Below are 25737 nucleotides of genomic sequence, written 5' to 3' on the forward strand. Positions count from 1 at the left end.
CACCGTGCTGCCAGCATGAGAAACAACCATGCCGAGCTTACTCAAGGCTCGGCGCGCAGGATGAGTGACCTGCCTGACGTTTCCAAGGAAATCGCGGCGGCTCATTTCGGCGGAGTCTCGCCTCCTTGAGGCTGATCTCTGGGTACGGGCCGATGGCGATGCGAAGTTGCTTGTCAACGCCATCGGCCTGGCAACGTGGACATCGCTTTCACCATCAACGTGTCGGCCGCCAATGCCGGCATCGCCCTGGGCGCCTTCATCGGCGGGCTGGTCGCCGACTCCCGCCTGGGCCTGGGTGCAACGCCGTGGGTCGGCGCGGTCATGGTGGGCATCGGCCTGTTGCCGACGGTGTGGAGCGGCTGGCTGGTCAAAACAGGGACGGCCGCAGGCTCAATGCTCTCGAAGGCTGCTCGAGACCATTGAGCCAAGGAGGCGGCATGGGCCACGCCTCGTTACTGACTGCGTCGACCTCTGGGTGTGGGTGTCTTGCTCTTCGTGGCCGGGAACACCCTCGCACATAGGAAATCCACCAGTGCCCGTACCTTCGGCGAGGGGGGCTTGCTCGCCGGCCACAGCACATGGAACATGCCCGTGCGCTGCACATGCCTGGCCAGGATCGGCACTAGGGATAGTCTGATCAACGCGGTCGGAGGATGAGGCAAGCCATATCGACCACGCCCACGGCGCTCAGACCCTCGGTTTTTCGCCGTTTCCGGCGCATTTCCGGGGTATTTCCCGGATTACAGGCACACCCTCCCCACGACAGGCAGCAACTGCTTTCGCTTCAGCCACAGGTTCGACAGCGCAAACAGCGTCAGCACTTGCGCCGTGTTCTTCGCCAGGCCGCGATAGCGCACCTTGACGTAGCCAAACTGGCGCTTGATCACCCGGAACGGATGCTCCACCTTCGCCCTCAGGCTGGCCTTGGCGTGCTCCCAGCGCTGTGCCCACTTCAATTCGCGCTTGCTCTTGATCTGCTTCAGCTTCGAGGGCTTCTCCGCGATCAGATAGCGCAGCTTGCGCTTGCTCGCCATCTCCTCGCGCTTGGCCAGCCCGGTGTAGCCGCTGTCGCCGCATACCGTGTCTTCCTTGCCGTGCAGCAGCTTGTGCGCCTGGGTGATATCTGCGGCGTTGGCCGCCGTGCATTCCAAGTGGTGCACCAGCCCGGACTCATCGTCCACGCCGATGTGCGCTTTCATCCCGAAGTAGTACTGATTGCCCTTCTTGGTCTGGTGCATTTCCGGGTCGCGCTCGCCGTTCTTGTTCTTGGTCGAGCTGGGCGCGGCAATGATCGTGGCGTCCACGATGGTGCCGCCGCGCAGGCTCTGGCCCTTGCGCGATAGGTGCGCGTTGACCCGGTTGAACAGCGTGCGCGCCAGATCGTGCGTCTCCAGCAACCGGCGGAAGTTGAGGATCGTGGTCTCGTCCGGCACCTCATCCAACCCGCCGATCCTGGCGAAACGGCGCATCGACGCCGTGTCGTACAAGGCTTCTTCCGCGCCCGGGTCGCTCAGTGCGTACCACTGCTGCAGAAAGTGGATGCGCAGCATTGTCTCCAGCGGGTACGGCTGACGGCCCGGATGGCCCGACTTCGGATAGTGCGGCGCGATCAGCGCCAGCAGGTCTTTCCACGGCACCACCTGATCCATCTCGGCCAGCAACCTTTCGCGCCGCGTCTGCTTGCGCTTGCCGTTGTACTCCGCGTCGCCGAAAGACAATTGCATCGTCGTTGTCCTGTTGGGCTTTGTACGATTGTCGCAGGATCAGAGGGAGTTGTTCAGACCATCCCTAGCCGGCCATCGGCCAGGGGCTCGCGGATGGCGAAGTCCGGCAGGTAGGCGATCCCCAGTCCCTGCAATGCAAAACACACGCGCGTCTGGATGTTGTTGCAGATCATCGAGGTGGGCAGCTGCAACTCCGGCTCGCCGGGCATTCGCCGCAGCGCCCAGGTCTCCAGCTTGTCACTGTTGGGAAAGCGATAGTGCAGGCAAGTGTGCTGGCGCAGGTCGGCAGGCGCCATGGGTATACCTCGGCGCGCCAGATAATCCGGCGAGGCCACCAGCCGCATTTGGAAGGTGCCCAGGCGACGGGCCGACAGGCGCGAGTCGGCCGGTTCGCCCGTGCGCACCACGGCATCGAAGCCTTCCTCGACCACATCGACCATGCGGTCGGTGAAGTCCAGGTCCAGCTCGATCTCGGGGTACTCGCGCATGAACTCGCCGAGGACCGGCAGTACCAGCGCGCTGACCAGCGGCAGGCTCACCCGCAGGCGCCCGCGCGGTGCGGCGGTGGCTTGCGACAGCTCCCGTTCCGCCGCCTCGATCTCGGCCAGGATGCGGCGGCTGCGCTCCAGGAACAGCGTGCCCTCGGCGGTCAACGTGACACTGCGCGTGCTGCGGTGGAACAGGCGCACCCCCAGCTTCTCTTCCAGCCGCGCCACGCGCTTGCCGACGGCCGAAGCCGACACGCCCAGCAACCGGCCAGCGGCGACGAAACGGCGCGTCTCGGCGACCTGCACGAACACCACGAAGCCATTCAGGCTGTCCATGATCCGCGCTCCTCGCGATTACGGACGCTTCGTTCCGCACATCAAGGAACTGTAGCCTACTTTTTTTTTAATCGAGAGGTTTCTATCGTCGGGGCATTGCCCATTGGATCGAGGCGCTTGCCATGACGCGTTCCCTATTCCCCCTGCGCCAAGGTGTTGCGCCCGCGCACCTGCCCGCATGTCTCCAAGCCGTCGTGCAGCAGGCACTGGACGACCGGCGCCTGGTCGGTGCCGTCGTCCTGGTCGCCCGCGACGGCGCGCTGATCCACCAGCAGGCCGCCGGTTTCGCCGATCGGGAAAGCGCGCGGCCCATGACCGTGGAAACAGTGTTCCGGCTGGCTTCCGTCAGCAAGCCCATCGTCTCCACGGCGGCGCTGGTACTGGTGGCCCAGGGCTTGCTCGATTTGGATGCGGGCATCGAGCGCTGGCTGCCCGGGTTCCGGCCCCGGCTCGCCGATGGCCGCGAGGCGCGCATCACGGCGCGGCAGCTGCTCAGCCATACGGCGGGGCTGGGCTACCGCTTCTTCGAGGCCGACGCAAACGGTCTCTATGCGCGGGCCGGCGTCTCCGATGGCATGGATGCCTCCGGCATCTCCCTGGCCGAGAACCTGCGCCGCCTCGCCAGCGTGCCGCTGCTGTACGCGCCGGGCACGGCCTGGAGTTACTCGCTGGCGACCGACGTGCTGGGCGCGCTGATCGAGCGCATCCACGGCACGCCGCTGGACGAAGCGGTGCGGCAGCTGGCGACTGGCCCATTGGGCATGGCCGATACCGGTTTCGTCGCCCACGATGCGCACCGTGTAGCCGCTGCGTATGTCAACGACGTGCCGCAGCCGCATCCGCTGGCCGAGGGCGAGACCGTCTCGGCTTTCGAGGGCGCCGTCGGCATCACCTATAGCCCGGCCCGCATCTTCGACTCCCAGGCCTTCCCGTCGGGGGGCGCTGGCATGGCCGGCACGGCCGGAGACTTCCTGCGTCTGCTGGAAACCCTGCGCCAGGGTGGCGGCACGCTGCTACCCGGCGCACTGGTCGAGGACATGGGACGCGACCAGACCGGTGGACGGGATCTGCCCGATGCGCCGGGTTACGGCTTCGGTCTGGGCTTCGCCGTCCTGCAAGATGGGGCACGGGCCGCGACGCCAGCCGCTGAAGGAGCCTGGGGTTGGGGCGGCGCCTACGGCCACGCGTGGTTCGTGGACCGGGCGCGGGGCCTGAGTGTCGTCGCCTTCACCAACACGCTGTACGAAGGCATGTCCGGTCGCTTCGTCACCGAGTTGCGCGATGCCGTCTATGGCGCGCTGGAGGTGCACTGATGACGCCCCCAACTGCACGGATGAGCGCCACGGCCCATGACCGCCTGCCGCTGGCCTCGCTGCTGGCGCTGGCCATGGCGGCCTTCATCACCATCCTGACCGAAGCGCTGCCGGCCGGTCTGCTGCCGCAGATGGCACAGGGCCTGGCGGTGTCGCAAGGCTGGGTCGGCCAGACCGTCACGATCTATGCCATCGGTTCGCTGGTGGCGGCCATTCCGCTCACCGCCGCCACGCAGGGCGTGCGTCGCCGCCCGCTGCTGCTGGCGGCCATCGCGGGCTTCGTCGTCGCCAATACCGTCACCACGTTCTCCTGCAGCTATGCCCTGACCCTGGTGGCGCGCTTCCTGGCGGGTGTGTCGGCCGGGCTGCTGTGGGCGCTGCTGGCGGGTTATGCCGCGTGCATGGTGCCCGAGCACCAGAAGGGCCGGGCCATCGCCGTTGCGATGGTCGGCACGCCATTGGCGCTGTCGCTCGGCGTGCCGGCCGGCACCTTTCTCGGCAATTGGGTGGGCTGGCGGACGTGCTTCGGCATCATGAGCGCACTGGCGCTGGTGCTGATGCTGTGGGTGCGCATCCAGTTGCCGGACTTCGCCGGACAGGCGGCGGGCAAGCGCTTGTCGCTGGGGAACGTGTTTACGGTGTCCGGCGTGCGCCCGGTGCTGTTCGTGGTGCTGGCCTTCGTGCTGGCGCACAACATCCTCTATACCTACATCGCACCGTTCCTGGCGGCGGCGGGCATGGTCGAACGGACGGATCTGGTCCTGCTGGTGTTCGGCGTCTCGTCCCTGCTGGGCATTTGGATCGTTGGCGCGCTGATCGACCGCCACCTGCGTGTACTGACGCTCGCCAGTACGGTCGTGTTCGGCCTGGCCGCGCTGGCGCTCGGTGTGGCGGGCGATGCGCCTGGCGTGGTGTATGCGGCGGTGGCCGCCTGGGGCCTGGCCTTCGGCGGGTCGGCGACGCTGTTCCAGACGGCACTGGCCAAGACGGCTGGAGACGCCGTGGATGTCGCGCAATCCATGCTGGTCACCGCCTGGAACACGGCGATTGCCGGTGGCGGCATCGTCGGCGGCGTGCTGCTCGAACGCCTCGGCGTCGGCGCCTTTGCACCGGCCTTGCTGGGGTTGCTGGCGGCAGCGCTGGTGGTGGTGTGGGCCGCCAGGCGGCATGGCTTTCCCGCCCCGGTAGGTGCGGTCGGGTCGAACCCAGCGACGCCGGATCGACAAAGCGCCTCGGAGCTGTGATGGAGAAGGCACGTTCGGCGGTCGCCGTGGACGACCGATGCAAGGTGCTGGCGGCGATCTGCGTCTGCGCGATCCTCCTCCTGGTGTTCACCGGCCCGGCGATATCCACGCTAGCCGTCGGGCACGACCTGGGCGCAGACCAATCCGCCTTGGTCTGTGGATCGTCAACGCCTACGCCATCGCGTTCGGTGGCTGCGTCTGCGTCATGGCGGCGGGCGCCATCGGCGACCAGATCGGTCGCAAGCGTTGCTTCGCGGCAGCGCCCTGGATTTTCATCGCCACGTCGCTGTTGATCGGCCTGGCCCCGAACCTGCTGTTGCTCAATCTGCTGCGCGCCGCCGAAGGTGTCGGTGGCGGTGGCGACCGGGTTCAGCTTCATCGCTCCGCTTGTCTATGTGCTGGTCTGGTTCATCGTCATCCAGGGACGCGATGTGTTCACGGCCGGCCTTGCGATCCTTCCGCCGACCGCACCGATGCTGGTGGTGCCGCTGCTGGCCGGGCGGAGGGCCCAGCACGTTTCGCCGGCCTGCTGTCGGGCATCGGCTTCCTCGTCTGCGCACTCGGCGCCTGGAGGTTGATGCGCCTGTCCCCTGAGGGGAGCTTGTGGTCGATGGCGATCCCCATGCTGCTGATCGGCATCGGCAATGGCCTGCCGTGGGGCTTGATGGATGCCTTGTGGGTCAGCGTGGTGCCCAAGGAGCGCGCAGGCATGGCGGCCGGCATCTTCACCGCCATGCCCGTGGCGGGAGAAGCCATCGCCATTGCCGCCATCGGTGCTGTGTTGGTCGGCTTGACGGCCGCGAACCTGCGCGCAGCAGCGCAGGCCGATTCGCTGTCGCTCCCACAAAGCGCCACGGCAATCGCCAGCCGGATCGGAGCCAGCGCCAAGCATGGTTTTTCCACCGGCGGCGTCAGTGCGATGGACGCGGCAATCATCAAGCTTGCACATGATGCCTACACCTCGGCTTTCCACGGCATCTTCGGTGTGCTGGCCGTGCTCTCGACCATGACCGCCGTGGTCTGCGTCGCGACGCTGCGACAGTGGGTCGATCGGCAAGGCACAGCCCAGGAGCCTTGAGCCGAGTCGATGAGCGAATCGGCCACCTCTGGAAGCCGACCGATATGGAGCTTCGCCATCTGCGCCGCTGCTTGGGCGTCGCCGAAGAGCTGCATTTCGCCCGCGCGGCCGAGCCACTGCACTTCGAGCAGTCGCCGCTATCGCGCGTCATCGCAGTCTTGGTCGTGAAATCGGAAGGGCGGCGACTGCCGCACCTCCCGCGTCAAACGGATTTCCGTGACGCAGACATGCATCACCTTTGCGGCAGGTTCTTCGCTGTCGCCTCTTGCGTGAGTCCGTCGTTCTGGACCGCGCCCAGCAGTGAGTCGAGCAGGCCGGGAAACCGTGCATCCAGATCCACCCGCCGCAGCGACAGCAGGTTTTCCCTGCCATAGGGCCGCTGCCAGATCACACCGCTGTCGCGCAGCACGCGCCAGTGATGGGTCAACGTCGATTTGGGAATGCCGTGCAGCACCGCGCTGCACGCATGCTCCTCGCCGCCGGCAAGCACGCGCATCACGGTCAGGCGCAGCGGATTGCCGAGCGCGGTCAGCACGTTCTCCAGGCGAATCTGGTCGCGGTCAGGGTGGTTGGGCGTCATCCAGCGAGTGTATTTCACAGTACGAGTACTTACAAACCATATGTTCTGCCAAGCCGGGCGCGTCTCTATTGTTCGGTTGTTCTCGTACAATTATAGTACGTATGTATCCGTAGTATCGAACTTCTCTGCCTGGAGAATCGCGCATGACTTCCGTCCCGTCCGCCGCCAGCGTCCGCCGCTCGCTCGGCTGGAGCTTGGCGCTGCTGGCCTTCGCCCAACTCATCTACTCGCTGGACATCAACATCGTGTTCGTGGCGCTGCCGCAGATCGGTACCGGCCTGGGATTTTCCAAGCAGACTCTGCAATGGGTGGTCAGCGCCTACACCGTGTTCTGCGGTGGGTTTCTGCTGCTCGGCGGGCGGCCGACCTGTTCGGGCAGCGGCGCATGTTCATCTTCGCGCTGTGGCTGTATGCGCTGTCCTCGCTGGTCGGCGGGTGGCCTGGAGCCCGGCGGTGATCGTGATCGCGCGTGCGATGCAGGGCATCGGCGCGGCGCTCCTGTTCCCGTCCGCGCTGTCGCTGATCAACCGGCTGTTCGAGGAAGGCCCGCCACGCAACCGTGCGCTGGCGATCTGGGGCGGCGCCGGCGCCAGTGGCCTGACCATCGGCTCAATCGCCGGCGGGGTGCTGACCAGCGCCTACGGCTGGCCGTCGGTGTTCTTCGTCAACGTGCTGCTGGCCGGCATCGCCATCGTCGCGGCGTTCTTCGTGATCCCGAAGGATGCGCCGCGCACCGAGCGCCGCAGCTTCGACCTGCCGGGCGCGCTGACGGTGACGGCCGGCGCCACGCTGCTGGTGTATGCGCTGGTGCAGGGGCCGGAGGACGGCTGGAAGTCCATGCCCATCGTGGCGGCGCTGGTGCTGGCGATTGTGTTCCTGCTGGCCTTCGCGTTGATCGAATCGCGTAGCCGCGACCCGCTGATGCCGGTGCGGCTGTTCGGCAATCGCAGCCTGGTAGCCAGCATGGCGATCACCTTCATCTACATGGGCACCTTCGGCGCGCTGCCGTACTTCCTGACGGTGCTGTTCCAGACCGTGCAGGGCTACAGCGCCTTGCAGACGGACCGGCCTTCATCGTGCCGTCGCTGGCGATCTTCGCCGGCACGCAGCTCGGCGCCCGGCTCGCAAACCGGCTGTCCATGCGTAGCACGCTGGTCGCATGCTTCGTCATCGGCATCATCGGTACGCTAGCCTTGGCGCCTTCCGCCTTCACTGGTGCGCCGTATGCGTACATCGTGCCCGGACTGATCGTATCGGGCATTGGCCAGGGCATCGTCTGGACCGCGGTGTGGATTGCCGCGGCCTCGGGCGTGGCGCACCACGAGCAAGGCATCGCTTCGGGGACTGCATTGAACGTCGGCAACGCGATCGGCATCGCCGTATTGGTGGCCTTCGCCAACCGGAGCATCGGTGGTTTGCAAGGCGATGCGTTGCGCGATGGTCTGTCGGTCGGCGCACAGCACGCCTTCTACCTGGCGACGGCGGGACTTCTGCTGGGTTTGCTGGTGTCATTGACCTTCTCCCGCAAGGCCAGCGCCAAGGTGCAGGCCGAAACCACATGACGTTCAAGCGACGTCGATGGAACTGAGACATCTGCGATGTTTCCTCGCCGTGGCCGAAGAACTGCACTTCGCCCGCGCGGCCGAGCGGCCGCACATCGAACGGCGGCCACTGCCTGGGGCCATCAAGGAACTGGAAGAAGAACTGGGCGTGGTGCTGTTCGCCCGCACCACGCGCAGCACGCGCCCGACCCGCGCCGGCAAGCTGTTCCTGGAGCATGTGTCGCGCGTTTTCACCGCCTTGCGGCAGGCACGCGATAGCGTGAAAGCGGCCGCCAGCGGCTTCCGCGGTCGGTTGCGCGTCGCACTTGCCGGCCCTGCTGGCGCTGTACCGACAGGAACAACCCGAAGTCGAGTCGCCCAGCCACTTCGGCCGGTCGGTTGGAAAAATCATGGCGCGTATGACAGGACCGGATGGTCGGTCCTTCACTTTCGGTTGGCGTCCGGCCGGGGCTGATACTCGCCGGATGGCACATCCGCCGTTTCCTCGCGCGCCACGCCTCACGGGATCCTCCGGCGGCGGCCATCATCCGGACCCGGAACGGCCCGTGCTCAGTCGATGTCGGGCTTGGCCGCCGAACACCTGCGTGGCGGCGGGCGCCGGTACACGAACGCCGGCGCCGCGCCGGCGGCTTCGCGCCCGGCCAGCGCCTGCAGCGCGGCATGTCCTGGGGCGCGCTCGCACACCGGATCCAGCATGGCCGCGTCGCCGCTCAGCGCCAGCGCCTGGCAGCGGCAGCCGCCCCAGTCGATCTCGCGCTTCGGGCAGCCCTGGCACACCTCCGGCATCCAGGCGCTTCCGCGGAAGCGCGCGAACGCTTCGCCGTCCTGCCAGATCGCCGCCAGCGGGCGCTCGCGCAGGTTCTCGAACACCATGTCCGGCAAGGTCTCGGCGGCGTGGCAGGGCAGCACGTCGCCGCGCGGGGAGATGTTGACGAAGCGCCGGCCCCAGCCGCCCATGCACGCTTTGGGCCGGTGTGCGTAGTAGTCGGGGGTGACGAAGTCGATGCGCAGCCGCTCGCGCAGCCGCTCGCGCGCGGCGCCCACCGCGGCCACGGTGGCGTCGATCTGCGCGCGGCTGGGCATCAGCGCGGCGCGGTTGCGCAGGCCCCAGCCGTAGTACTGGGTATGCGCCACTTCCAGCCGCTCGGCGCCCAGTTCCAGCGCCAGTTCGATCATCGCCGGCACCCGCTCGGCGTTGTGGCGGTGGATCACCGCGTTGATCGTCAGCGGCAGGTCGAGCGCGCGCACTGCGGCGGCGAAGGCGCGCTTTTTTTCCAAGCTGCCACGGTAGCCGGCGATGCGGTCGGCGCCGGCGGCGTCGGCGTCCTGCACGCTCAGCTGCACGTGTTCCAGCCCGGCGTCGGCCAATTGCGCCAGCATCGGCGCGCCGCCGGCCACGCCGGAGGTGATCAGGTTGCTGTACAGGCCCAGCGCGCGCGCATGCGCAACCAGATCGGGCAGGTCCTTGCGCAGCATCGGCTCGCCGCCGGAAAAATGCGCTTGCAGTACGCCCATCGCCGCGGCCTGGTCCAGCGCCGAGCGCCAGCCGGCGGTGTCCATCTCCTCGCGCAGACCGGCCAGGGCGATCGGGTTGGAGCAGTAAGGGCAGGCCAGCGGGCAGCGGTGGGTCAGTTCGAGCAGCAGCGACAGCGGCGCCGGCACGGTCGCGTTCATGCGCGCAGCAGGCGCTTGGCGTGCAGGTGGGCGGCCAGTTCCAGCACGTCGCGCTCGACCTCGCGCGGGTCGGCGTCGAACTCGGCGGCCAATTCCGCGGCGATCGCCGCCAGCGAGCGCGCGCCGTCGCAGCGCGACACGATCGCATGCGCGATCTCGTCCAGTTCGATCACCCGTTCCGGCGCCAGCAGCACCCACTGCGCGCGGGTGCGATCGTGCTGCAGGCGCACGCCGGCGGCCAGCCGCGGGCTGCTGCCGGGCGCCAGCGCACTCATGCCACCGCCTGCGCCGGCGCGGCGGCGAACGCATCCGGCCAGGCGACGCCGGGCTGCACGTAGGCGAAGTGCAGCGCGTCCAGCTGCGACCACAGCACGCCGCACTTGAAGCGCAGCGCATCCTTGACCAGTCGCTGCTTCTCCGCGGTGTCGGCGTGGCGCTTGACGTAGTCCAGGGCGAAATCCGAATCGCGCGGCGCCTCGTGCAGGCGGTGCTCGAAATACGCCAGCGCCTCGCGCGAGACGAAATCGTAGTGCTGCAGCATGCCGGCGACGCGGCGGCCGATGATGCCCGGCGCGAACAGTTCGGTCAGCGACGAGGCGATCGCCTCCAGCAGGCTCTTCTCGCGCACGAAGTGCAGGTAGGCCTGCACCGCGAAGCGGGTGCCGGGCAGCAGCGCGCGGCCAGACTGCACCAGCTCGCGGTCCAGGCCGAGCGCATCGGTCAGGTGCAGCCAGCGCGCGATGCCGCCTTCGCCCTCGGCGCTGCCGTCGTGGTCGACGATGCGCTGGCGCCAGATCCGGCGCAGCGCCGGGTCGTCCATGCGTGCCAGGATCGCCGCGTCCTTCAGCGGGATGCAGCGCTGGTACTCGTAGCGGTTCAGTGCCCAGGCCTGCACCTGGCCACGGTCGAGCCGGCCGCTGTGCAACCGGGCGTGGAACGGATGTTGGTCGTGGTACAGGCGCGCACCGATCGCGCGCAGGTCCGCTTCCAGCTGCTCGGGACTGCGCAATGCTGCGCCTACCGGCTGATTCACAGGGTGATCTCCATGCCGTCGTGAGCGACGTCCCAGCCGTGCGCGGCCGCCGCCGCGCGTTCGGCCGATCCGGCGTCGAGGATCGGGTTGGTGGTGTTGATATGGATGAAGACCTTGCGCGCCACGTCCAGGTCGGCGAACGCGCGCAACGTGCCCGCCTCGCCGTCGACGCTGAGGTGGCCCATGCGCTGGCCGGTCTTGGCGCTGACCCCGAGCCGCACCAACTCGTCGTCGCGCCACAGGGTGCCGTCGAAGAACACCAGTTCGGCGCCGCGCAGGCGCGCGCGCAAGGCACCGGTCATCGCCGCGCAGCCGGGGATGTAGTGGAGGCGGTGGCGGCCATCGTCGATGGTCAGTCCCAGCGTTTCTTCTGCCGAGCCGGCCAGGTCGCCGCTGTGGCGGCCCTCCATGAACAACGGTACCTTGCCCGGCACCGCGAACGCGGTCACCTGCAGGCCGAGCAGCGACAACGGCGTATCCAGCGCGAAGGCGTGGCGATGCACGTAGGCCGGGTGCAGCGCATCGAACACCGGGTTCTGCGCCAGCAGGTCGAGCACGCGTGTGCTTGCGTACAGATCGAAGCGCTGGCTCTCGCGCATCGACAGCAGGCCGGCGACATGGTCGATCTCGCCGCTGGTCAACAGCACCGCCTCGATCGGGGAATGGCGCAGGTCGCGTTGCGGCCACAGCGCCGGAGTCGCCAGCAGTTGCTGGCGGAAGTCGGGCGAGGCGTTGATCAGCAGCCAGCGCTGGCGGTCGACGCTCACCGCGATGCTGGCCTGGGTCCGACGTTGGGCACCCTCACGTTGCTGCCAGGCCCGCTGGCTCGCGGGCGTATGGCAGTTCCACTGCGGGTGCCCCCCGCCGGCCGCCGATCCCAATACGATGAGGTGCATCCTGTCTCCGTTTATGGCGCCAGGCCGTTCACGCATCGGTCTCGGGAAAGCGGCTTGCGCGCGATCAAAGTTCGCCGGAGGCGTAGCAGTTGATTTCCGCGCCTACGCAGATCTCGCGGATCAGCGGCTTGTTCCACTTTTTCATGGGCTTGTTCATAAACGTTCCTCTTGGAGTGCGACGATGGAGCGACGCCAAGCGTATCCACTTGCGGCGGGCGTCACGGCGTGAGCGTCGAGGATAGGCCGGCGCCATGCGGCGGGTGTGAAATTTCCCATAACGCCATTCCAGATCGTCAGCCGGTCACAGTGAGGTCCTGGTGCGTACGCCGGGCGTGGCGCTGCACGCCGGCGGCGCTGCGCAATTGTGAACAAGCGCGCAAGCACGCTAGTGTAGGCGGCACCGCTTCGCCACGACCGTCCGTCCTTGACTCACTCTTCCCCTACTGGCCTGGAAGCGCTGCTGCAGCGTCCGGCGGCGGCGGCACTGGCGCCTGCGCTGCGTGAGGCGCTGCTGCAGGCATGGTACGTGCAGCAGCCGGAACCGGCCGCGCGCGCGCCGTGGCCGGTGTTGGCCGATACCCTGGACGCGCTGGCGCTGCTGTCCGCCGACGAGGCGGCGCTGCTCGCCGCGCTGCTGTTCGATCTGCCGGTGCTGCGCGCGCAGCTGGCGAAGTTGCCGGTCGCGCCGCCGGCACGGGTGCAGGCGGTCGGCGGCCTGCTCGATGCGCAGGACGCGGCCGACCAGGTGTGGGCGCTGCATGCCGGGCGCGAGGCCGGGCGTAACAGCGAAGGCCTGCGCCGGTTGCTGCTGTCGATCGTGCAGGACCTGCGCGTGGTGCCGATCCTGCTGGCGCGGCAACTGGCGAAGATGCGTGTGGCCGACAAGCTGCCCGAGGCGCCGCGCCGCGCGCTGGCGCAGCTGACCCGCGATATCCACGCGCCGCTGGCCAATCGCCTGGGCATCTGGCAGCTGAAGTGGGAATTGGAAGACCTGGCGTTCCGCCACCTGGAGCCGGACACCTATCGGCGCATCGCGCGCGAGGTGGACGAGAGCCGGGTGGCGCGCGAGCGCTACATCGCCGCGGTCAAGAAGATCCTGTCCAAGGCGCTGGACGCGCAGGGCCTGCGCGCGGAGATCAGCGGCCGGCCCAAGCACATCTACAGCATCTGGCGGAAGATGCAGAAGAAGCGGCTGGCCTTCGACCAGTTGTACGACCTGCGCGCGGTGCGGGTGATGGTCGACGACGTCGCCGCCTGCTATGCCGCGCTGGGCGTGGTACATGCGCTGTGGGCGCCGCTGCCCAGCGAGTTCGACGACTACATCGCCCGGCCCAAGGCCAACGACTACCGTTCGCTGCACACCGCCGTGGTCGGCCCGGAGGGGCGCACGATTGAGGTGCAGATCCGTACCCACGAGATGCACGCGCAGGCCGAGCTGGGCGTGGCCGCGCACTGGAAGTACAAGGAAGGCGCCAAGGGCGCGGAGAAGGCGTTCGACCGCAAGATCACCTGGATGCGGCAGCTGCTGGAGCAGTCGCAGGACGGCGAACAGGGCGGGCTGGCGGCCGCGCTCGATGCCGAGCTGGTCGAGGACCGGGTCTATGCGCTGACCCCGATGGGCGAGGTGATCGACCTGCCGCAGGGCGCCACGCCGCTGGATTTCGCCTACCACGTGCACACCATGGTCGGGCACCGCTGCCGCGGCGCCAAGGTCAACCACCGCATCGTGCCGCTGACCCACAAGCTGCGCAGCGGCGACCGTGTCGAGATCCTCACCGGCAAGGAAGCCGCGCCGCGCCGCGACTGGCTGCTGCCGGCCAACGGCTACCTGGCCAGCGGCCGCTCGCGCGACAAGGTGCGCGCCTGGTTCCACAAGCTCGACCGCGCGCGCAACGTGCAGGCCGGCAAGGACCTGCTCGAGCGCGAACTCAAGCGCCTGGGCCTGCAGCACGCCGACCTGTTGCCGGCGGCGAAAAAATTCCATGCCGACGGCATCGAGGAGTTGTACCTCCAGGTCGCGCTGGGCGATGTGGGCCCCAGCCAGGTCGGGCGCGCCCTGCATGAGGCCGAGCGCGCCGCGGCCCAGCCGCTGGCCCCGGCCGCGCCGCGGCCGCCGGCGCGGCGCGGCGCGCCGGCCAAATCCAAGTTCACCGTGCAGGGCGTGGGCAATCTGCTGGTGCAGCTGGCGCGTTGTTGCCAGCCGGTCGCCGGCGAGCCGATCGCCGGTTACCTGACCCGCAGCCGCGGCGTCACCGTGCACCGTGTCGACTGCGCCGCCTTCGCCCGGCTCGCCGCCAGCCATCCGCAGCGGGTGCTGCCGGTGGAGTGGGGCCAGGCCGGCGGCGGCTACCAGGTCGACGTGCTGGTGCGGGCGATGGACCGGCGCTGGCTGCTCAAGGACATCACCAACCTGATCGCGCAGGAGGACGCGCACGTGCTGGAGATCAACAGCGACAACGTGCGCGACAGCGGCCGCACCCAGCTGCGCTTGCGGCTGAGGGTCGGCGACTACGGGCAGCTGTCGACCCTGCTCGGCAAGCTCGACGCGCTGCCCGGCGTCGACGAGGCGCGGCGCCTGGGCTGAGCCGCGCACCGCGCCGCGCGGGCGCAGGCCGCATGCTCGGGCTTGGCGTGGCGCCCGGCCGGCTGCCTGACCGGGCCGCGCGCGCGCCGACGTGCCGACCGGGTGCGCCGCGCCTGGGTACGCGCGGTGCGGCGTCGCCGTCCGTGCGCCGATCGACGCACGTGCACCGGTTCGTCTGTGCCGCGCCCAGCCAGCACGACGTGGCGGCCCGGCCGCATTGACGGGGCGTGGCCGCGGACGCGCGCTAAGCTTGTGCGGTGAGCAAAACGCCAGATCAGGTCAGGCACGAACGCCGGCGCATGCCGCGGCCGGCGCCGCTGTGGCGCGACCGCCGCGTCTGGCGCTGGGCGTTGGCGGCCTTGCTGCTGGTGGCGATGGCCATGGTGGGGTTGCGTCGCCCGCTGGCCGATCTGCTGTGGCCGGAGACGCGCATCCAGCAACTGCTCGACCAGGGTCACGCCGCATTGCGCGCCGGCCGCCTCAGCGTGGCCGACGGCAGCGGCGCGCGCGAGCACTTCGAGGCGGCGCTGGCGCTGGATGGCGACCGCCTGCAGGCGCGCGCCGGGTTGGCCGCGACCGGCCGCGCCGCGCTCGGGCAGGCGCGTGCGGCGTTGGCCGCCGGGCGCTACGCGCAGGTGCGCTCGGCAGTGGCGCTGGCGCGCGTGTTGCAGGTGCCGCGCGCCGAGGCCGAGCGCATCGACGCCGCACTGCGCCGGCGCGAGGCCGCGCATGCCGGGCTCGATCACCTGCTGCAACGGGCGGCGCAGGCACGCCGCGAGGGCCGCCTGGACGGCGCACCCGATGCGGCCCTGCCGCTATACCGGCAGGTGCTGGAATTCGCCCCGGAACGCACCGAGGCGCTGGAGGGCCGCGAGGATGCGCTGTCGGAACTGCTGCAGCGCGCGCGGACCGCGTTGGCGCGCGGCGAGGTGACGGCGGCGGCGGCGCTGGTGGGCCGCGCGCGCGATTACGACCCCGGGCACGTCGAGTTGCCGGCGGCGCAGGCGGGCCTGAATCGTGCGCTGGAATCACTGCAGCGCCAGGCCGAGCTTGCCCTGCGCCGGCAGCGGCTGGACACGGCGGCGCGTGCCTTCGCCACGCTGCGCGCCGCCGCGCCGGATGCCGTGGGCGTGGGCGACGGCGAGGAACGCGTAGCCGCGGCGTATGCGGCGCAGGCCACGCGCGCCGCCGCCGATTTCCGCTTCGCCGAGGCCGAGCGCGCCTTGCAGAAAGGGCAGCCGCTGGCGCCGGACAGCCGCGCGTTGGCCGACGCACGGCAGGCGCTGGCGCGCGCGCGGCAGGCCCAGGCCACGTTGCAGTCGCGGCTGTCGCCGGCCGAGCGTTCAGCCCGCCTGCAGGCGGCGTTGGCGGCATTGCAGGCGGCCGCGGCCCGCGGCGACTGGCTGACCCCGCCCGGCGCCAGCGCCTACGACACGCTGCTCGTGGCGCAGGTGCTCGCGCCGCGCGATGCGCGCGTGCGCAGCGCCGAACAGCGCGTGCTGGCCGCGCTGCGGCGCTGCTTCGACGACGAACTGCGCGGCAACCGGGTGCTGGCGGCAAGCGCCTGCTACGACGCATGGCGCGCGCTGGCGCCCGGCGGCGACGGCGTGGCGGCGGCACAGCGCCGCCTGGCGTATCGCTGGCTCGCGGTCGGCGACGAGCGCTTGAGCGCCGGCGATGCCGAGTTCGCGCGCCAGGCGCTGCGCCGCGCCCGCGCGATCGATCCGGCCACGCCGGAGCTGGCGGCGTTCGCGCGCCGCCTGCGCCGCTTGTCGCCCGGGCGCTGAGCGCGTCCGCGCGGCATCCGACCTTGTAGGTGGCGTTGCAGCCCCGGTGGTTGCCGAAGCCTGCTATTTCGCCGCTGCTTCTGTCGCGGTCGATGGCCCGAGTCCGGACGGAACCGCTCCTACGGCAGCTGGCCGGCGCACTGTTGGCGCTTCTTCCGACGCGATCCGAAACCGTCGGGTCCATCGCTTCGTTCCTCGCCACTCCCACAGGGACTTGTCGCTAGCCTGCTGGGCGCACTGTGGGAGGAGCTTCAGCCGCGACGCTTTACCGGTAGAGCGTCGCGGCGATGGCCCGACGCCGGCCAGAGCCGCTTCCGTCCGGGCTTGCGGGGCAGCAACCGGGTGTTGCCGGTTTCGCAGCCGCCCTAGCCGAGAAATACCTGCCGCACCGTGGCGCGCGCCGCGTCCAGCGAGAAGTGCGTGGCGATGTTGCGCAGGCCGTTGCCGGCCAGGGTGTTCCACAGCGTCTCGTCGGTGTACAGCTGCGCCAGCGCGGCGACGAACTGCGGCGCGCTGTCGGCGATCAGCACGTCCTCGCCGTGGCGCAGGTGCATGCCTTCCACCGCGCACGGCGTGGCCACCACCGGCTGGCCGTGGGCCATGCTGAGGTTGACCTTGCCCTTGACCCCCGCGCCGAAGCGCAACGGCGCCACCGCGATGCGCATTCCGTCCATGTAAGCGCTGATGTCCGGCACGTGTCCGAGCAATTCCACCCCGGGCGTGGCCGCGCCGAGGCGGCGGATGTCGTCGGGCAGGTCGGCGCCGATGCAGTGGAAGCGCAGCGCCGGCAGCAGCGCGCGCAGCGGTGCGAACACCTCCTGCAGGAACCAGCGCACCGCGTCCACGTTGGGCGCATGGCGGAAGCCGCCGACGAACACCAGGTCGCGGCGCTGCGCCCAGGGCAGGCCCGGCCCCGCGACTTCGTGCAGGTTGGAGATCAGCGCGGTGCGCAGCTGCGGCGCTTCGCACCGCAGCTGCTCGCGCTCCACCTCGCTGACCAGCACGGTGACGTCGACCTGGGCCATCACCTCCAGCTCGCGCGCGCGGGTGCGCTCGGCCTCGCGCAGCAGGCGCGCGTCGCCGGCCAGTTCGGCGCCGCGGCGCTCGCGCAGGTAGTGCAGGTCCACGGTATCGAACAGCCGGCGCGCCTGCGGCGCGTAGCGGCGCAGCAGCGGCAGGCAGGCGTGGGCGACGTGGTGGCGCACCAGCAGCACGGCGTGGAAGCGCGCGCCGTGTTGCCGCAGGAACCCGCCCAGGTGCTTCAGGTACGGCGCGTACCACACCTCCACGCCGAGCCGCTGCAAGGCCTCGCTGTGGCGGCTGGCGTACTCGCTGCCGCTGGGCACGAGCACCACGTGCGCGCCTTCCTGCAGCAGCAGGCGGATCAGGTTGAGCTGGCGCAGCGAGGCCGAATCGCGGTCCGGCTGCGGCAGCCCTTCGTCGACGATCAGCACCTGGCGCTGGCGCCGGTGCAACTGCGCCGGGGTCGGCATGGTGCCCGGCGCCAGCTGCTGCGCCAGCACGCTGGCCCATTTGGCCGCGAACACGCCGCGGTTGCGCACCTGGTAGGCCTTGATGCCGCTGCCGGTATCGGTGCCGTTGCTGGCGCCCTCGTCGTGCACCACCCGGCTCGCCGGCTGCAGCAGGGTGCGCAGCCCGGCGCCGCGGACCGCGAAGGCGAGGTCGGTGTCCTCGTAGTAGGCCGGCGTGTAGCGCGTGTCGAAGCCGCCCAGCGCCAGGAAGCGTGCGCGCTCGATCGCCAGCGCCGCGCCGGCGCCGTAGTCGATGTCGCGCAGGTAGGCGTAGCGCGGGTCCTCCGGCGATTCGAAGCGGCCGTAGCTCCAGGCGCTGCCGTCGGCGAAGACCACGCCGCCGGCTTCCTGCAGGCGTCCGTCCGGATACAGCAATTGGGCGGTGACCAGCCCGGTCTGCGGCACCTGCGCGAAGGTGTCCAGCAGCGCATCCAGCCAGCCTGGTTGCGGCACCGTATCGTTGTTGAGGAATACCAGGTAGCGGCCGCGCGCGCGCGCCGCGCCGTCGTTGCAGCTGGCGATGAAGCCGCCGTTCTGCGCCCGGACGTGGTAGTGCAGGCCCTGGATCTGCGGCAGCCACTGCACGGTCTCGTCGCTGCTGCCGTCGTCGATCACCAGGACCTCGCAGGCGGCCGCCGGCGGATGCGCGGCCAGCGCGCGCAGGCAGGCGAGGGTATGCGCGACGTGGTCGTAGACCGGGATCACGATGCTCGCCAGCGGCGCGTCGCTGGCCGGCACCGCGAACGCGGCGAACGGCTGCGGCGCCACTGCGAACAGCGTGCGCCGCGGTGGCGGCAGCGGTTGCGCATGCACGCGCAACCGCTGCCAGGTGCTGCGCCAGCCGCGCGTGCGCAGGCTGGCCAGGCCGCGCCGGAGCAGGCCGGTCAAGCGGTTCAGGGCGTAGCGTGCGTTCGCCCAGGACATCGACATCCGTTGCAACTCCAGCTTAAACAAAGGGGTCCCTGCGCCGCGCTGCCTGCTGGCCTGCGCTAGACTCGCCGGAATTCACATTCTCGCATCCCTGTGCCACGACGCTACGACGATACCGACGCCGACGATCTCGACTGCGGCGCCCCGCCCTGGCGCCGGGGCCTGCTCACCTGGGGCCTGGCCGCGGCCGCGCTGAGCCTGGGTTTCCTGATCCCCTATACGGTGTATCTGAACAAGCAGGTGACGCAGCGTTTCGGCGAGTTGCGCTGGCAGATTCCGACCCGGGTCTACGCCCGTCCGCTGGCGCTGGCGGCGGATACGGCGATGGACGCGCAGACGTTGAAGACCGAACTGGATGCGGCCAGCTATCGCGAGGACGCCGGCGCGCAGCGCCCCGGGACCTACCAGCAGGACGGTAGCCGCTTCGTCATCGCCAGCCGCGGCTATGTCGATGTCGACGGCAGGGTCGCGCCCAAGCGGGTGGAGGTGAGCCTGTCCGGCGGCCGCGTGATGGCGCTGCGCGACGCGCAGACGCGTAAGTCGCTGCAGGCCGCGCGGCTGGACCCGGCGCGGATCGCCACCTTGTACGGGCAGAAGCAGGAAGAGCGGCGGCTGGTGCGGGTGGACGAAGTGCCCGAACTGCTGGTCACCGGCCTGCAGGCGGTGGAGGACCGCGACTTCAACTACCACCATGGCATCGACCTCAGCGGCATGCTGCGCGCGGCGTGGGTGATGGCGCGCTCCGGCGGCAAGAGCCGGCAGGGCGCCAGCACCCTGACCCAGCAGCTGGCGCGCAGCGGCCTGCTCGGCATCGGCAAGGAACAGACGCTCACCCGCAAGTTCAACGAGATCCTGTACGCGCTGATCATGGAGGCGCGCTACGACAAGCGCACCATCCTGGAGGCCTATCTGAACCAGGTGTACCTGGGCCAGCGCGGCAGCCAGGCGATCCACGGCGTGGCCTCGGGCGCGGAGTTCTGGTTCGGGCGCGAACTGGACGCGTTGCCGCCGGAACAGGTGGCGCTGCTGATCGGCCTGGTCAAGGGGCCGTCCTACTACGATCCGCGGCGCTTCCCCGAGCGTGCGCTGGACCGGCGCAACTTCGTGCTCGGCAAGCTGCGCCAGAGTGAGCTGATCGACGAACCCACCTATCGCCAGGCGCTGGCCGCGCCGTTGGGCGTGCCGGCCAATCCGGGCCTGGTCGCGGCCAACCGCTTCCCCGCGTATGTGGACCTGGTGCGCCGCCAGCTGGCGCGCGACTACCCGGAAAGCGCGCTGCAGGGCGCCGGGCTGAGCGTGCTGACCGGCATGTCGCCGTCGGCGCAGGCCTATGCCGAGGGCGCGGTGACGCGCACCCTCAGATCGCTGGAGACCAACAAGAAGCGGCCGCCGCTGCAGGCCGGCCTGGTGCTCACCGACACCCACAACGGCGACGTGCTGGCGGTGGTCGGCGGCCGCGACGTGTCGCAGCCCGGTTTCAACCGCGCGATCGAGGCGCAGCGCCAGGTCGGCTCGCTGCTCAAGCCGTTCGTGTACCTGCTGGCGCTGGCGCAGCCGGATCGCTACTCGCTGGCCAGCTGGGTCGATGATGCGCCGGTGACGGTGCAGCTCAGCCGCGGCAAACGCTGGACCCCGGGCAATGCCGACAACCGCAGCCACGGCGCGGTGCGCCTGCTCGATGCGCTGGCGCATTCGTACAACCAGGCCACGGTGCGGATCGGCATGCAGGTCGGGCCGGAACGGGTGGCGCAGCTGATCCGGGTGCTGGCCGGCATCGAGGCCGAGATCAACCCGTCGCTGATCCTGGGCGCGACCGACCAGAGTCCGTACGCGATGGCGCAGCTGTACCAGTTCCTCGCCTCCGGTGGCGAGATCCAGCCGCTGCACGCGGTGCGCGGCGTGCTCGATCCGCAGGGCAAGCTGCTCAAGCGCTACGACAAGACCCCGGCGCCGGCGCAGGAAGGCGATTCCGTCGCCGCCAACCTGGTCGGGCTGGCATTGCAGCAGGTGGTCAGCAACGGCACCGCGCGGCAGTTGGTCGGCGACGGCCTGGGCCGGCTGTTCCCGGCCGGCAAGACCGGCACCAGCAACGATGGCCTGGACAGTTGGTTCGCCGGCTACACCGGCGATCACCTGGCGGTGATCTGGGTCGGTAACGACCAGAACAAGCAGACCGGCCTGTACGGCGCCACCGGCGCGATGCGGGTATGGTCGGGTGTGTTCGCGCGGCTGCCGAGTTCGCCGCTGATGGTGCAGGGCAAGGGCATCGATTGGCAATGGATGGATCCGGCCGGCACCGGCAGTACCGACGCCAGCTGTCCTGGCGCGCGGCAGTTCCCGTTCGTGGTCGGCTTCGCGCCGGGGTATGCGCCGTGCGCGCCGCCGCAGGCGCTGCCCGAGGCGGCGCCGCCGGTCGCGGGCGAGAGCCAGGGCGGCGGCTGGCGCAGCTGGTTTGGCCTGGACAATACGAAAGAAACGCCGCCCCCTGCCGACGCGGCGTCCATGCCGCCGGCGCAATGACCCCCGGATGCCTGCCATGACCCGATACGCTCCCGCCGCCGTCGCCCTCAGCCTGTTGCTGGCCTCCTGCGTCAGCGTGCCGCCGCCGCCGCCACCGCCGCCGCCGGTGGACACGACCACGCCGGCGCAGCGGATGGCGGCGATCGAGGCCAGTGGCGGCATCGACGACACCGAACTGAGCGTGCAGCCGCTGCGCGACCCGCAGGTCGAAGACCTGCGCGACGGCGCCAAGCGCAAGCGTGCGGCGGGCGACCTCGCCGGTGCGGCGGCGGCGCTGGACCAGGCCTTGGCGCTGGTGCCGGACGACCCGACGCTGCTGCAGGAACGCGCCGAACTGGCCTTGTTGCTGAAGGACGACGCGCAGGCCGAGGCCTTCGCCAAGCGTGCCATCGACCTGGGTTCGCAGACCGGCCCGCTGTGCCGGCGGCATTGGGCGACGATCGAGCAATCGCGCCTGGCCCGCGGGCAGAAGGAGAACGCCGTGTCCGCGCATGCGCAGATCCAAGGCTGTACGGTGCCGGGCATCAAGCGGTTTTGAGGCATTGATCGGGACTCGGGACCGGGGACTCGGGACTCGGAACAGCGCAGCGCTGGTTGCTTCATTGCCATGGCAAGGGCGCGCGGCGCCGACCGATCGCGAGTGCACCATCAGTCCACAGCCAGCCGCTTTCCAGGGTCCCCAGTCCCGAGTCCCGAACCTGCAATGTCCCTCAGCCACGCCAGCACCGAAGCCCTGAGCGAAGGCGGTGCGCTCGCCCGCCAGCTCGACGCGTTCGTGCCGCGTGCCGCGCAGTTGCGGCTGACCGCGGCGATCGCCGAGGCTTTCGAACAGCGAGACGTGCTGCTCGCCGAGGCCGGCACCGGCACCGGCAAGACCTATGCGTACCTGGTGCCGGCGCTGCTGTCGGGGCTGAAGACCATCGTCTCCACCGGGACCCGCGCGCTGCAGGACCAGCTCTACCACCGCGATCTGCCGCGGGTGCGCGCGGCGCTGGGGGTGGGCCTGAACAGCGCGCTGCTGAAGGGCCGTGCCAACTACCTGTGCAGGTACCGGCTGGAGCAGGCCAAGGGCGAGCCGCGCTTCACTTCGCGCGAGCAGATCGCCCAATTCCAGCGCATCGTCGCCTGGAGCGGACGCACCCGCTTCGGCGATATCGCCGAACTGGACGCGCTGCCCGACGATTCGCCGCTGCTGCCGATGGTCACTTCGACCGTGGACAACTGCCTCGGCACCGAATGCCGGTTCTGGGGCGAGTGCTTCGTGGTGCAGGCGCGGCAGCGCGCGCAGGCCGCCGACGTGGTGGTGGTCAACCATCATCTGCTGCTGGCCGATCTGGCGCTGAAGCAGGAAGGCTTCGGCGAGATCCTGCCCGGCGCGCAGGCCTTCGTCATCGACGAGGCGCACCAGTTGCCGGAACTGGCGGCGAACTTCTTCGGCGAGGGCTTCGGCATGCGCCCGTTGCAGGAGCTGGCGCGCGATTGCCTGGCCGAGAGCCGCCATGTCGCCGGCGCGCTGGCCAGCCTGCAGGCGCCGGTGCAGGCGCTGGAACAAGCCCTGCGCGAACTGCGTGCGGCGATGGACGGGCTGCCGGCGCGCGGCACCCAATGGCGCTTGCTGGCCAAGCCCCAGGTACGTGACGGCTTCGACGCGCTGCTGGCGGAACTGGCCCGCTTGCAGGACAGCCTGGCGCTGCTGCGCGAGGCCTCGCCCGGCTTCGACGCCTGCGCCGCGCGCGCGCAGGAGATGCGCGCGCGGCTGGGCCACTGGCTCGGCGACGATGCGCCGGTCGCCGATTTCGATGCCGAGCCGGCGCCGCCGTCCAGCGACGTGCTGTGGTACGAACTGAGCGCGCGCGGCTTCCGCTGCCAGCGCACGCCGCTGGACGTGTCCGGCCCGCTGCGTGCGCACCGCGAGGCGTCGCACGCGGCGTGGGTGTTCACCTCGGCGACGCTGGCGGTGAAGGGCGAATTCGAGCACATCGCCACCCGCCTGGGACTGCGCGATCCGATGACCCTGCTGCAGCCCAGTCCGTTCGACTGGGCGCGGCAGGCGCTGTGCTACCTGCCGGCGCTGCCCGACCCTAACGCGCGCGGCTTCGGTACCGCGCTGATCGCCGCGCTGCAGCCGGTGCTGCAGGCCTCGCAGGGCCGCGCCTTCCTGCTGTTCGCCTCGCACCGCGCGCTGCGCGAAGCCGCCGAGGCGCTGCGCGACGGGCCGTGGCCGCTGTTCGTGCAGGGCGAGGCGCCGCGCGCGACCCTGCTGCAGCGCTTCCGCGAGTCCGGCAACGGCGTGCTGCTCGGCTCGGCCAGCTTCCGCGAGGGGGTGGACGTGGTCGGCGATGCGCTGAGCGTGGTGGTGATCGACAAGCTGCCGTTCGCCGCGCCGGACGATCCGGTGTTCGAGGCGCGGCTGGACGCGATCCGCCGCGACGGCGGCAACCCGTTCCGCGACGAACAGCTGCCGCAGGCGGTGATCGCGCTGAAGCAGGGCGTGGGCCGGCTGATCCGCAGCGAGACCGACCGCGGCGTGCTGGTGCTGTGCGATCCGCGGCTGCTGTCCAAATCCTACGGCCGCACCTTCCTGGAGTCGCTGCCGCCGTTCGCGCGCACCCGCGACGTCGAGGACGTGCGGGCGTTTTTTGCGTCGGGACGCGGGACTGGGGACTGGGGACTCGAAGAAGCGGAAGCACATTGAGCGCGACACAGCGTTATTGCGCTCCAATGTCCAGACTACTGGGCGCTGTGCGCTTCTAGTCCCGGGCGTGCAGCGATGGATGCTAGGCTTCCCGCTTTTCCGGGTCCCCAGTCCCGAGTCCCCAGTCCCGGCTCCTTATGAACATCCTCGCCTTCGAAACCGCCACAGAAGCCCTGTCCGTCGCCGTGCATGTCGATGGTGCGGTGCGCGAGCGCTTCGAGCTCGCGCCGCGCCGGCATGCCGAGCTGGCGCTGCCGTGGGCCGAGCAGTTGCTGGCCGAGGCCGGCCTGGTGCGCGGCCAGCTCGATGCGATCGCGTTCGGCCGCGGCCCCGGCGCGTTCACCGGCGTGCGCCTGGCGATCGCGCTGGCGCAGGGCATCGCCCTGGCGCTGGACCTGCCGGTGCTGCCGGTGTCCACCTTGCATGCGCTGGCCCTGCGCGCGCCGGCCGACGCGCCGCAGGTGCTGGCCGCGATCGATGCGCGCATGGGCGAGATCTACGCGGCGACGTTCGTGCGCGACGCCGCTGGCGTGCATGCGCTGGGCGCCGAGCGGGTCCTGGCCCCGGACGCGTTCGTGCTGCCCGCGCCGGATGCGCACTGGCACGGCGTCGGCAGCGGCCTGGCGGCGATCGACGGCGCCTTGCAGCGGCGCCTGGGGGCGCAGTTGCGCACTGCCGATGCGCAGGCCTTGCCGCATGCCGCCGACGTGCTCGTTCTGGCGCTGGCTGCGCATGCGCGCGGCGAAGCGATCGCGCCGGAACGCGCCGAACCGGCCTATCTGCGCGACAACGTGGCGCTGACCGTGGCCCAGCAGCAGGCGCAGCAGGCCGCGCGATGAGCGCAGCCGACGCCGAACGCGCGCTTCAGTGGACCGACGGCACCTCGATGGCGTTGTGTCCGGCGCACAGCCTGTGGCATCGGACGGCTTGGATGCCGCCGACCAATGACCGCCATTGCAACTGGTAGCGCTGCGGCCATCTCGACAGCACCGGTACGTGCTTGGACATCGGCAACGCCGTGCGCCAGGCGCTGCAGCGCTACCTGGAAGGGGCGGCGTTCAGCGGCAGCCACGCCCGCGCTCGGCCGGCAACGGCTCGCTGATGGGCTGGTGCCGGTGGCGATGTACGGCGTGCACCGCCCCGGGCTGCTGGCCGAACGCGCGGCGGACAGCGCGTGGACCACGCATGCGGCCCGAGGCCCTGGATGCTTGCCGGTCTTCGCGTTCCGGCTGCGCGCGGCCCTGTGCGGCGGCGATCGTGCGCAGGCGCTGCAAGCGCCGTCGGTGGCGCTGGACACGCCGACGCTGCGTGCACTGGCCGTCCGCGACCGTGCCGCCGTGCCGCCCGCGCAGATCCGCGGCGGCGGTTACGTGGTCGATGCGCTGTCGGCGGCGCTGGGGGTGCTTGGCCGGCACCGATCGTGTTGCCGACGCAATGCTGCGCGCGGCCGACCGCGGCGACACTGCCGCGACCGCCGCGGCGATCTGCGGGGCAACTGGCCGGCGCGTTCCACGGTATCGACAGCATCCGCGCCGCCTGACGCGCGCAGGTCGCGGCGGGGATCCTCGAGCTGGCCGATCGCCTGCACCAGACCAGCGTAGCGGGGTGAGTGCGGGCAGGCGGCCGGCCGTCCTTGGCCGGCGCTCCCGGAGATCGCAGGTTCGGTCAATCGTCGTAGCCGATGCGCAATCGCAGCGAGCGCGGTGCCTGGCGCAGCAACGCCGCGCCAGGCACTGGCCGCTGCCATGGGGGCCATGCCGC

General features: G+C 70.3%; 19 protein-coding genes and 4 pseudogenes. 14 read left to right on the plus strand and 9 right to left on the minus strand.

Annotated elements, in window-relative coordinates; translation table 11 throughout:
• Positions 1-195: 195 nt before the first annotated feature.
• Positions 196-423 (plus strand): hypothetical protein, encoded by a 228-nt coding sequence (locus G4Q83_RS03985; protein ID WP_246432272.1) that lies wholly within the window; start codon positions 196-198, stop codon positions 421-423.
• 317 nt (positions 424-740) lie between these two features.
• Here the strand turns inward: G4Q83_RS03985 and G4Q83_RS03990 are convergent, their stop codons facing one another.
• Positions 741-1724 (minus strand): IS5 family transposase, encoded by a 984-nt coding sequence (locus tag G4Q83_RS03990; RefSeq protein WP_185817191.1) that lies wholly within the window; start codon positions 1722-1724, stop codon positions 741-743.
• 53 nt (positions 1725-1777) lie between these two features.
• Entirely contained in the window at positions 1778-2548 is a 771-nt protein-coding gene (locus tag G4Q83_RS03995; RefSeq protein WP_211288278.1) for a LysR family transcriptional regulator, read from the minus strand.
• A gap of 122 nt (positions 2549-2670) precedes the next feature.
• Here G4Q83_RS03995 and G4Q83_RS04000 point away from each other — a divergent pair, with 122 nt between their 5' ends.
• From G4Q83_RS04000 to G4Q83_RS24210, 4 genes and pseudogenes are all read left to right on the plus strand, one after another.
• On the plus strand, positions 2671-3861 hold the full coding sequence (locus G4Q83_RS04000) for a serine hydrolase domain-containing protein (protein WP_128419799.1): 1191 nt from the start codon (positions 2671-2673) through the stop codon (positions 3859-3861).
• 20 nt (positions 3862-3881) lie between these two features.
• Complete coding sequence (locus G4Q83_RS04005; protein WP_128419800.1) at positions 3882-5105, plus strand: MFS transporter; 1224 nt, start codon at positions 3882-3884, stop codon at positions 5103-5105.
• Positions 5106-5142: 37 nt separating this feature from the next.
• Positions 5143-6183, plus strand: a complete 1041-nt coding sequence (locus tag G4Q83_RS04010; protein WP_211288279.1) for an MFS transporter — start codon at positions 5143-5145, stop codon at positions 6181-6183.
• Positions 6184-6227: 44 nt separating this feature from the next.
• Positions 6228-6344, plus strand: a pseudogene (locus G4Q83_RS24210) (LysR family transcriptional regulator); the annotation flags it as partial.
• A gap of 71 nt (positions 6345-6415) precedes the next feature.
• On the opposite strand, the gene G4Q83_RS04015 reads toward G4Q83_RS24210, so the two are convergent.
• The gene (locus tag G4Q83_RS04015; RefSeq protein WP_246432274.1) at positions 6416-6781 is read right to left on the minus strand and encodes an ArsR/SmtB family transcription factor; all 366 of its coding nucleotides are present in this window, start codon (positions 6779-6781) and stop codon (positions 6416-6418) included.
• Positions 6782-7222: 441 nt separating this feature from the next.
• On the opposite strand from G4Q83_RS04015, the pseudogene G4Q83_RS24215 reads away from it, so the two are divergent.
• Together G4Q83_RS24215 and G4Q83_RS24010 are read left to right on the plus strand one after the other, a co-directional pair.
• Positions 7223-8325, plus strand: a pseudogene (locus G4Q83_RS24215) (MFS transporter).
• Between the two features lie 16 nt (positions 8326-8341).
• Positions 8342-8678: pseudogene (locus tag G4Q83_RS24010) on the plus strand (LysR family transcriptional regulator); the annotation flags it as partial.
• Positions 8679-8874: 196 nt separating this feature from the next.
• Here G4Q83_RS24010 and pqqE read toward each other — a convergent pair.
• The 5 genes from pqqE to pqqA all read right to left on the minus strand — a co-directional run bounded on the left by pqqE (position 8875) and on the right by pqqA (position 12085).
• A complete protein-coding gene (pqqE, locus tag G4Q83_RS04030) occupies positions 8875-9999 on the minus strand; it encodes a pyrroloquinoline quinone biosynthesis protein PqqE (RefSeq protein WP_128419801.1) in 1125 nt (374 codons plus the stop codon).
• Positions 9996-10274 carry a pyrroloquinoline quinone biosynthesis peptide chaperone PqqD gene (gene pqqD, locus G4Q83_RS04035; RefSeq protein ID WP_128419802.1) on the minus strand — a complete coding sequence of 93 codons (279 nt, stop codon included), beginning with the start codon at positions 10272-10274 and terminating at the stop codon, positions 9996-9998. Before pqqD ends, pqqE begins: the two co-directional genes overlap by 4 nt.
• Entirely contained in the window at positions 10271-11032 is a 762-nt protein-coding gene (pqqC, locus tag G4Q83_RS04040; RefSeq protein ID WP_185817343.1) for a pyrroloquinoline-quinone synthase PqqC, read from the minus strand. The genes pqqD and pqqC overlap by 4 nt, the downstream gene beginning before the upstream one ends.
• The gene (pqqB, locus tag G4Q83_RS04045; protein ID WP_128419803.1) at positions 11029-11928 is read right to left on the minus strand and encodes a pyrroloquinoline quinone biosynthesis protein PqqB; all 900 of its coding nucleotides are present in this window, start codon (positions 11926-11928) and stop codon (positions 11029-11031) included. The genes pqqC and pqqB overlap by 4 nt, the downstream gene beginning before the upstream one ends.
• Positions 11929-11992: 64 nt before the next feature.
• The gene (gene pqqA, locus G4Q83_RS04050; protein WP_246432275.1) at positions 11993-12085 is read right to left on the minus strand and encodes a pyrroloquinoline quinone precursor peptide PqqA; all 93 of its coding nucleotides are present in this window, start codon (positions 12083-12085) and stop codon (positions 11993-11995) included.
• Positions 12086-12352: 267 nt separating this feature from the next.
• On the opposite strand from pqqA, the gene G4Q83_RS04055 reads away from it, so the two are divergent.
• Together G4Q83_RS04055 and G4Q83_RS04060 are read left to right on the plus strand one after the other, a co-directional pair.
• Positions 12353-14512 carry a RelA/SpoT family protein gene (locus tag G4Q83_RS04055; RefSeq protein WP_128419804.1) on the plus strand — a complete coding sequence of 720 codons (2160 nt, stop codon included), beginning with the start codon at positions 12353-12355 and terminating at the stop codon, positions 14510-14512.
• Positions 14513-14811: 299 nt separating this feature from the next.
• Positions 14812-16299, plus strand: coding sequence for a hypothetical protein (locus G4Q83_RS04060; protein WP_128419805.1), 1488 nt, complete (start codon positions 14812-14814; stop codon positions 16297-16299).
• 365 nt (positions 16300-16664) lie between these two features.
• Here G4Q83_RS04060 and G4Q83_RS04065 read toward each other — a convergent pair whose 3' ends face one another.
• Positions 16665-18761, minus strand: a complete 2097-nt coding sequence (locus tag G4Q83_RS04065; RefSeq protein ID WP_128419806.1) for a glycosyltransferase — start codon at positions 18759-18761, stop codon at positions 16665-16667.
• A gap of 93 nt (positions 18762-18854) precedes the next feature.
• Between G4Q83_RS04065 and mrcB the strand changes: the two genes are divergently transcribed.
• The 5 genes and pseudogenes from mrcB to G4Q83_RS22970 form a co-directional block, all read left to right on the plus strand.
• Positions 18855-21281 carry a penicillin-binding protein 1B gene (gene mrcB / locus G4Q83_RS04070; RefSeq protein WP_128419807.1) on the plus strand — a complete coding sequence of 809 codons (2427 nt, stop codon included), beginning with the start codon at positions 18855-18857 and terminating at the stop codon, positions 21279-21281.
• A 16-nt stretch (positions 21282-21297) separates the two neighbouring features.
• Positions 21298-21819 (plus strand): hypothetical protein, encoded by a 522-nt coding sequence (locus G4Q83_RS04075; RefSeq protein WP_128419808.1) that lies wholly within the window; start codon positions 21298-21300, stop codon positions 21817-21819.
• A 165-nt stretch (positions 21820-21984) separates the two neighbouring features.
• The gene (yoaA, locus tag G4Q83_RS04080; protein ID WP_128419809.1) at positions 21985-23976 is read left to right on the plus strand and encodes a DNA repair helicase YoaA; all 1992 of its coding nucleotides are present in this window, start codon (positions 21985-21987) and stop codon (positions 23974-23976) included.
• Between the two features lie 137 nt (positions 23977-24113).
• Positions 24114-24815, plus strand: a complete 702-nt coding sequence (gene tsaB, locus G4Q83_RS04085) for a tRNA (adenosine(37)-N6)-threonylcarbamoyltransferase complex dimerization subunit type 1 TsaB (protein ID WP_128419810.1) — start codon at positions 24114-24116, stop codon at positions 24813-24815.
• A gap of 11 nt (positions 24816-24826) precedes the next feature.
• Positions 24827-25513 (plus strand): annotated as a pseudogene (locus G4Q83_RS22970) (ADP-ribosylglycohydrolase family protein); the annotation flags it as partial.
• Positions 25514-25737: the final 224 nt, after the last annotated feature.

Source organism: Xanthomonas theicola (genome assembly GCF_014236795.1).
In the GTDB taxonomy this organism is placed as follows: domain Bacteria; phylum Pseudomonadota; class Gammaproteobacteria; order Xanthomonadales; family Xanthomonadaceae; genus Xanthomonas_A; species Xanthomonas_A theicola.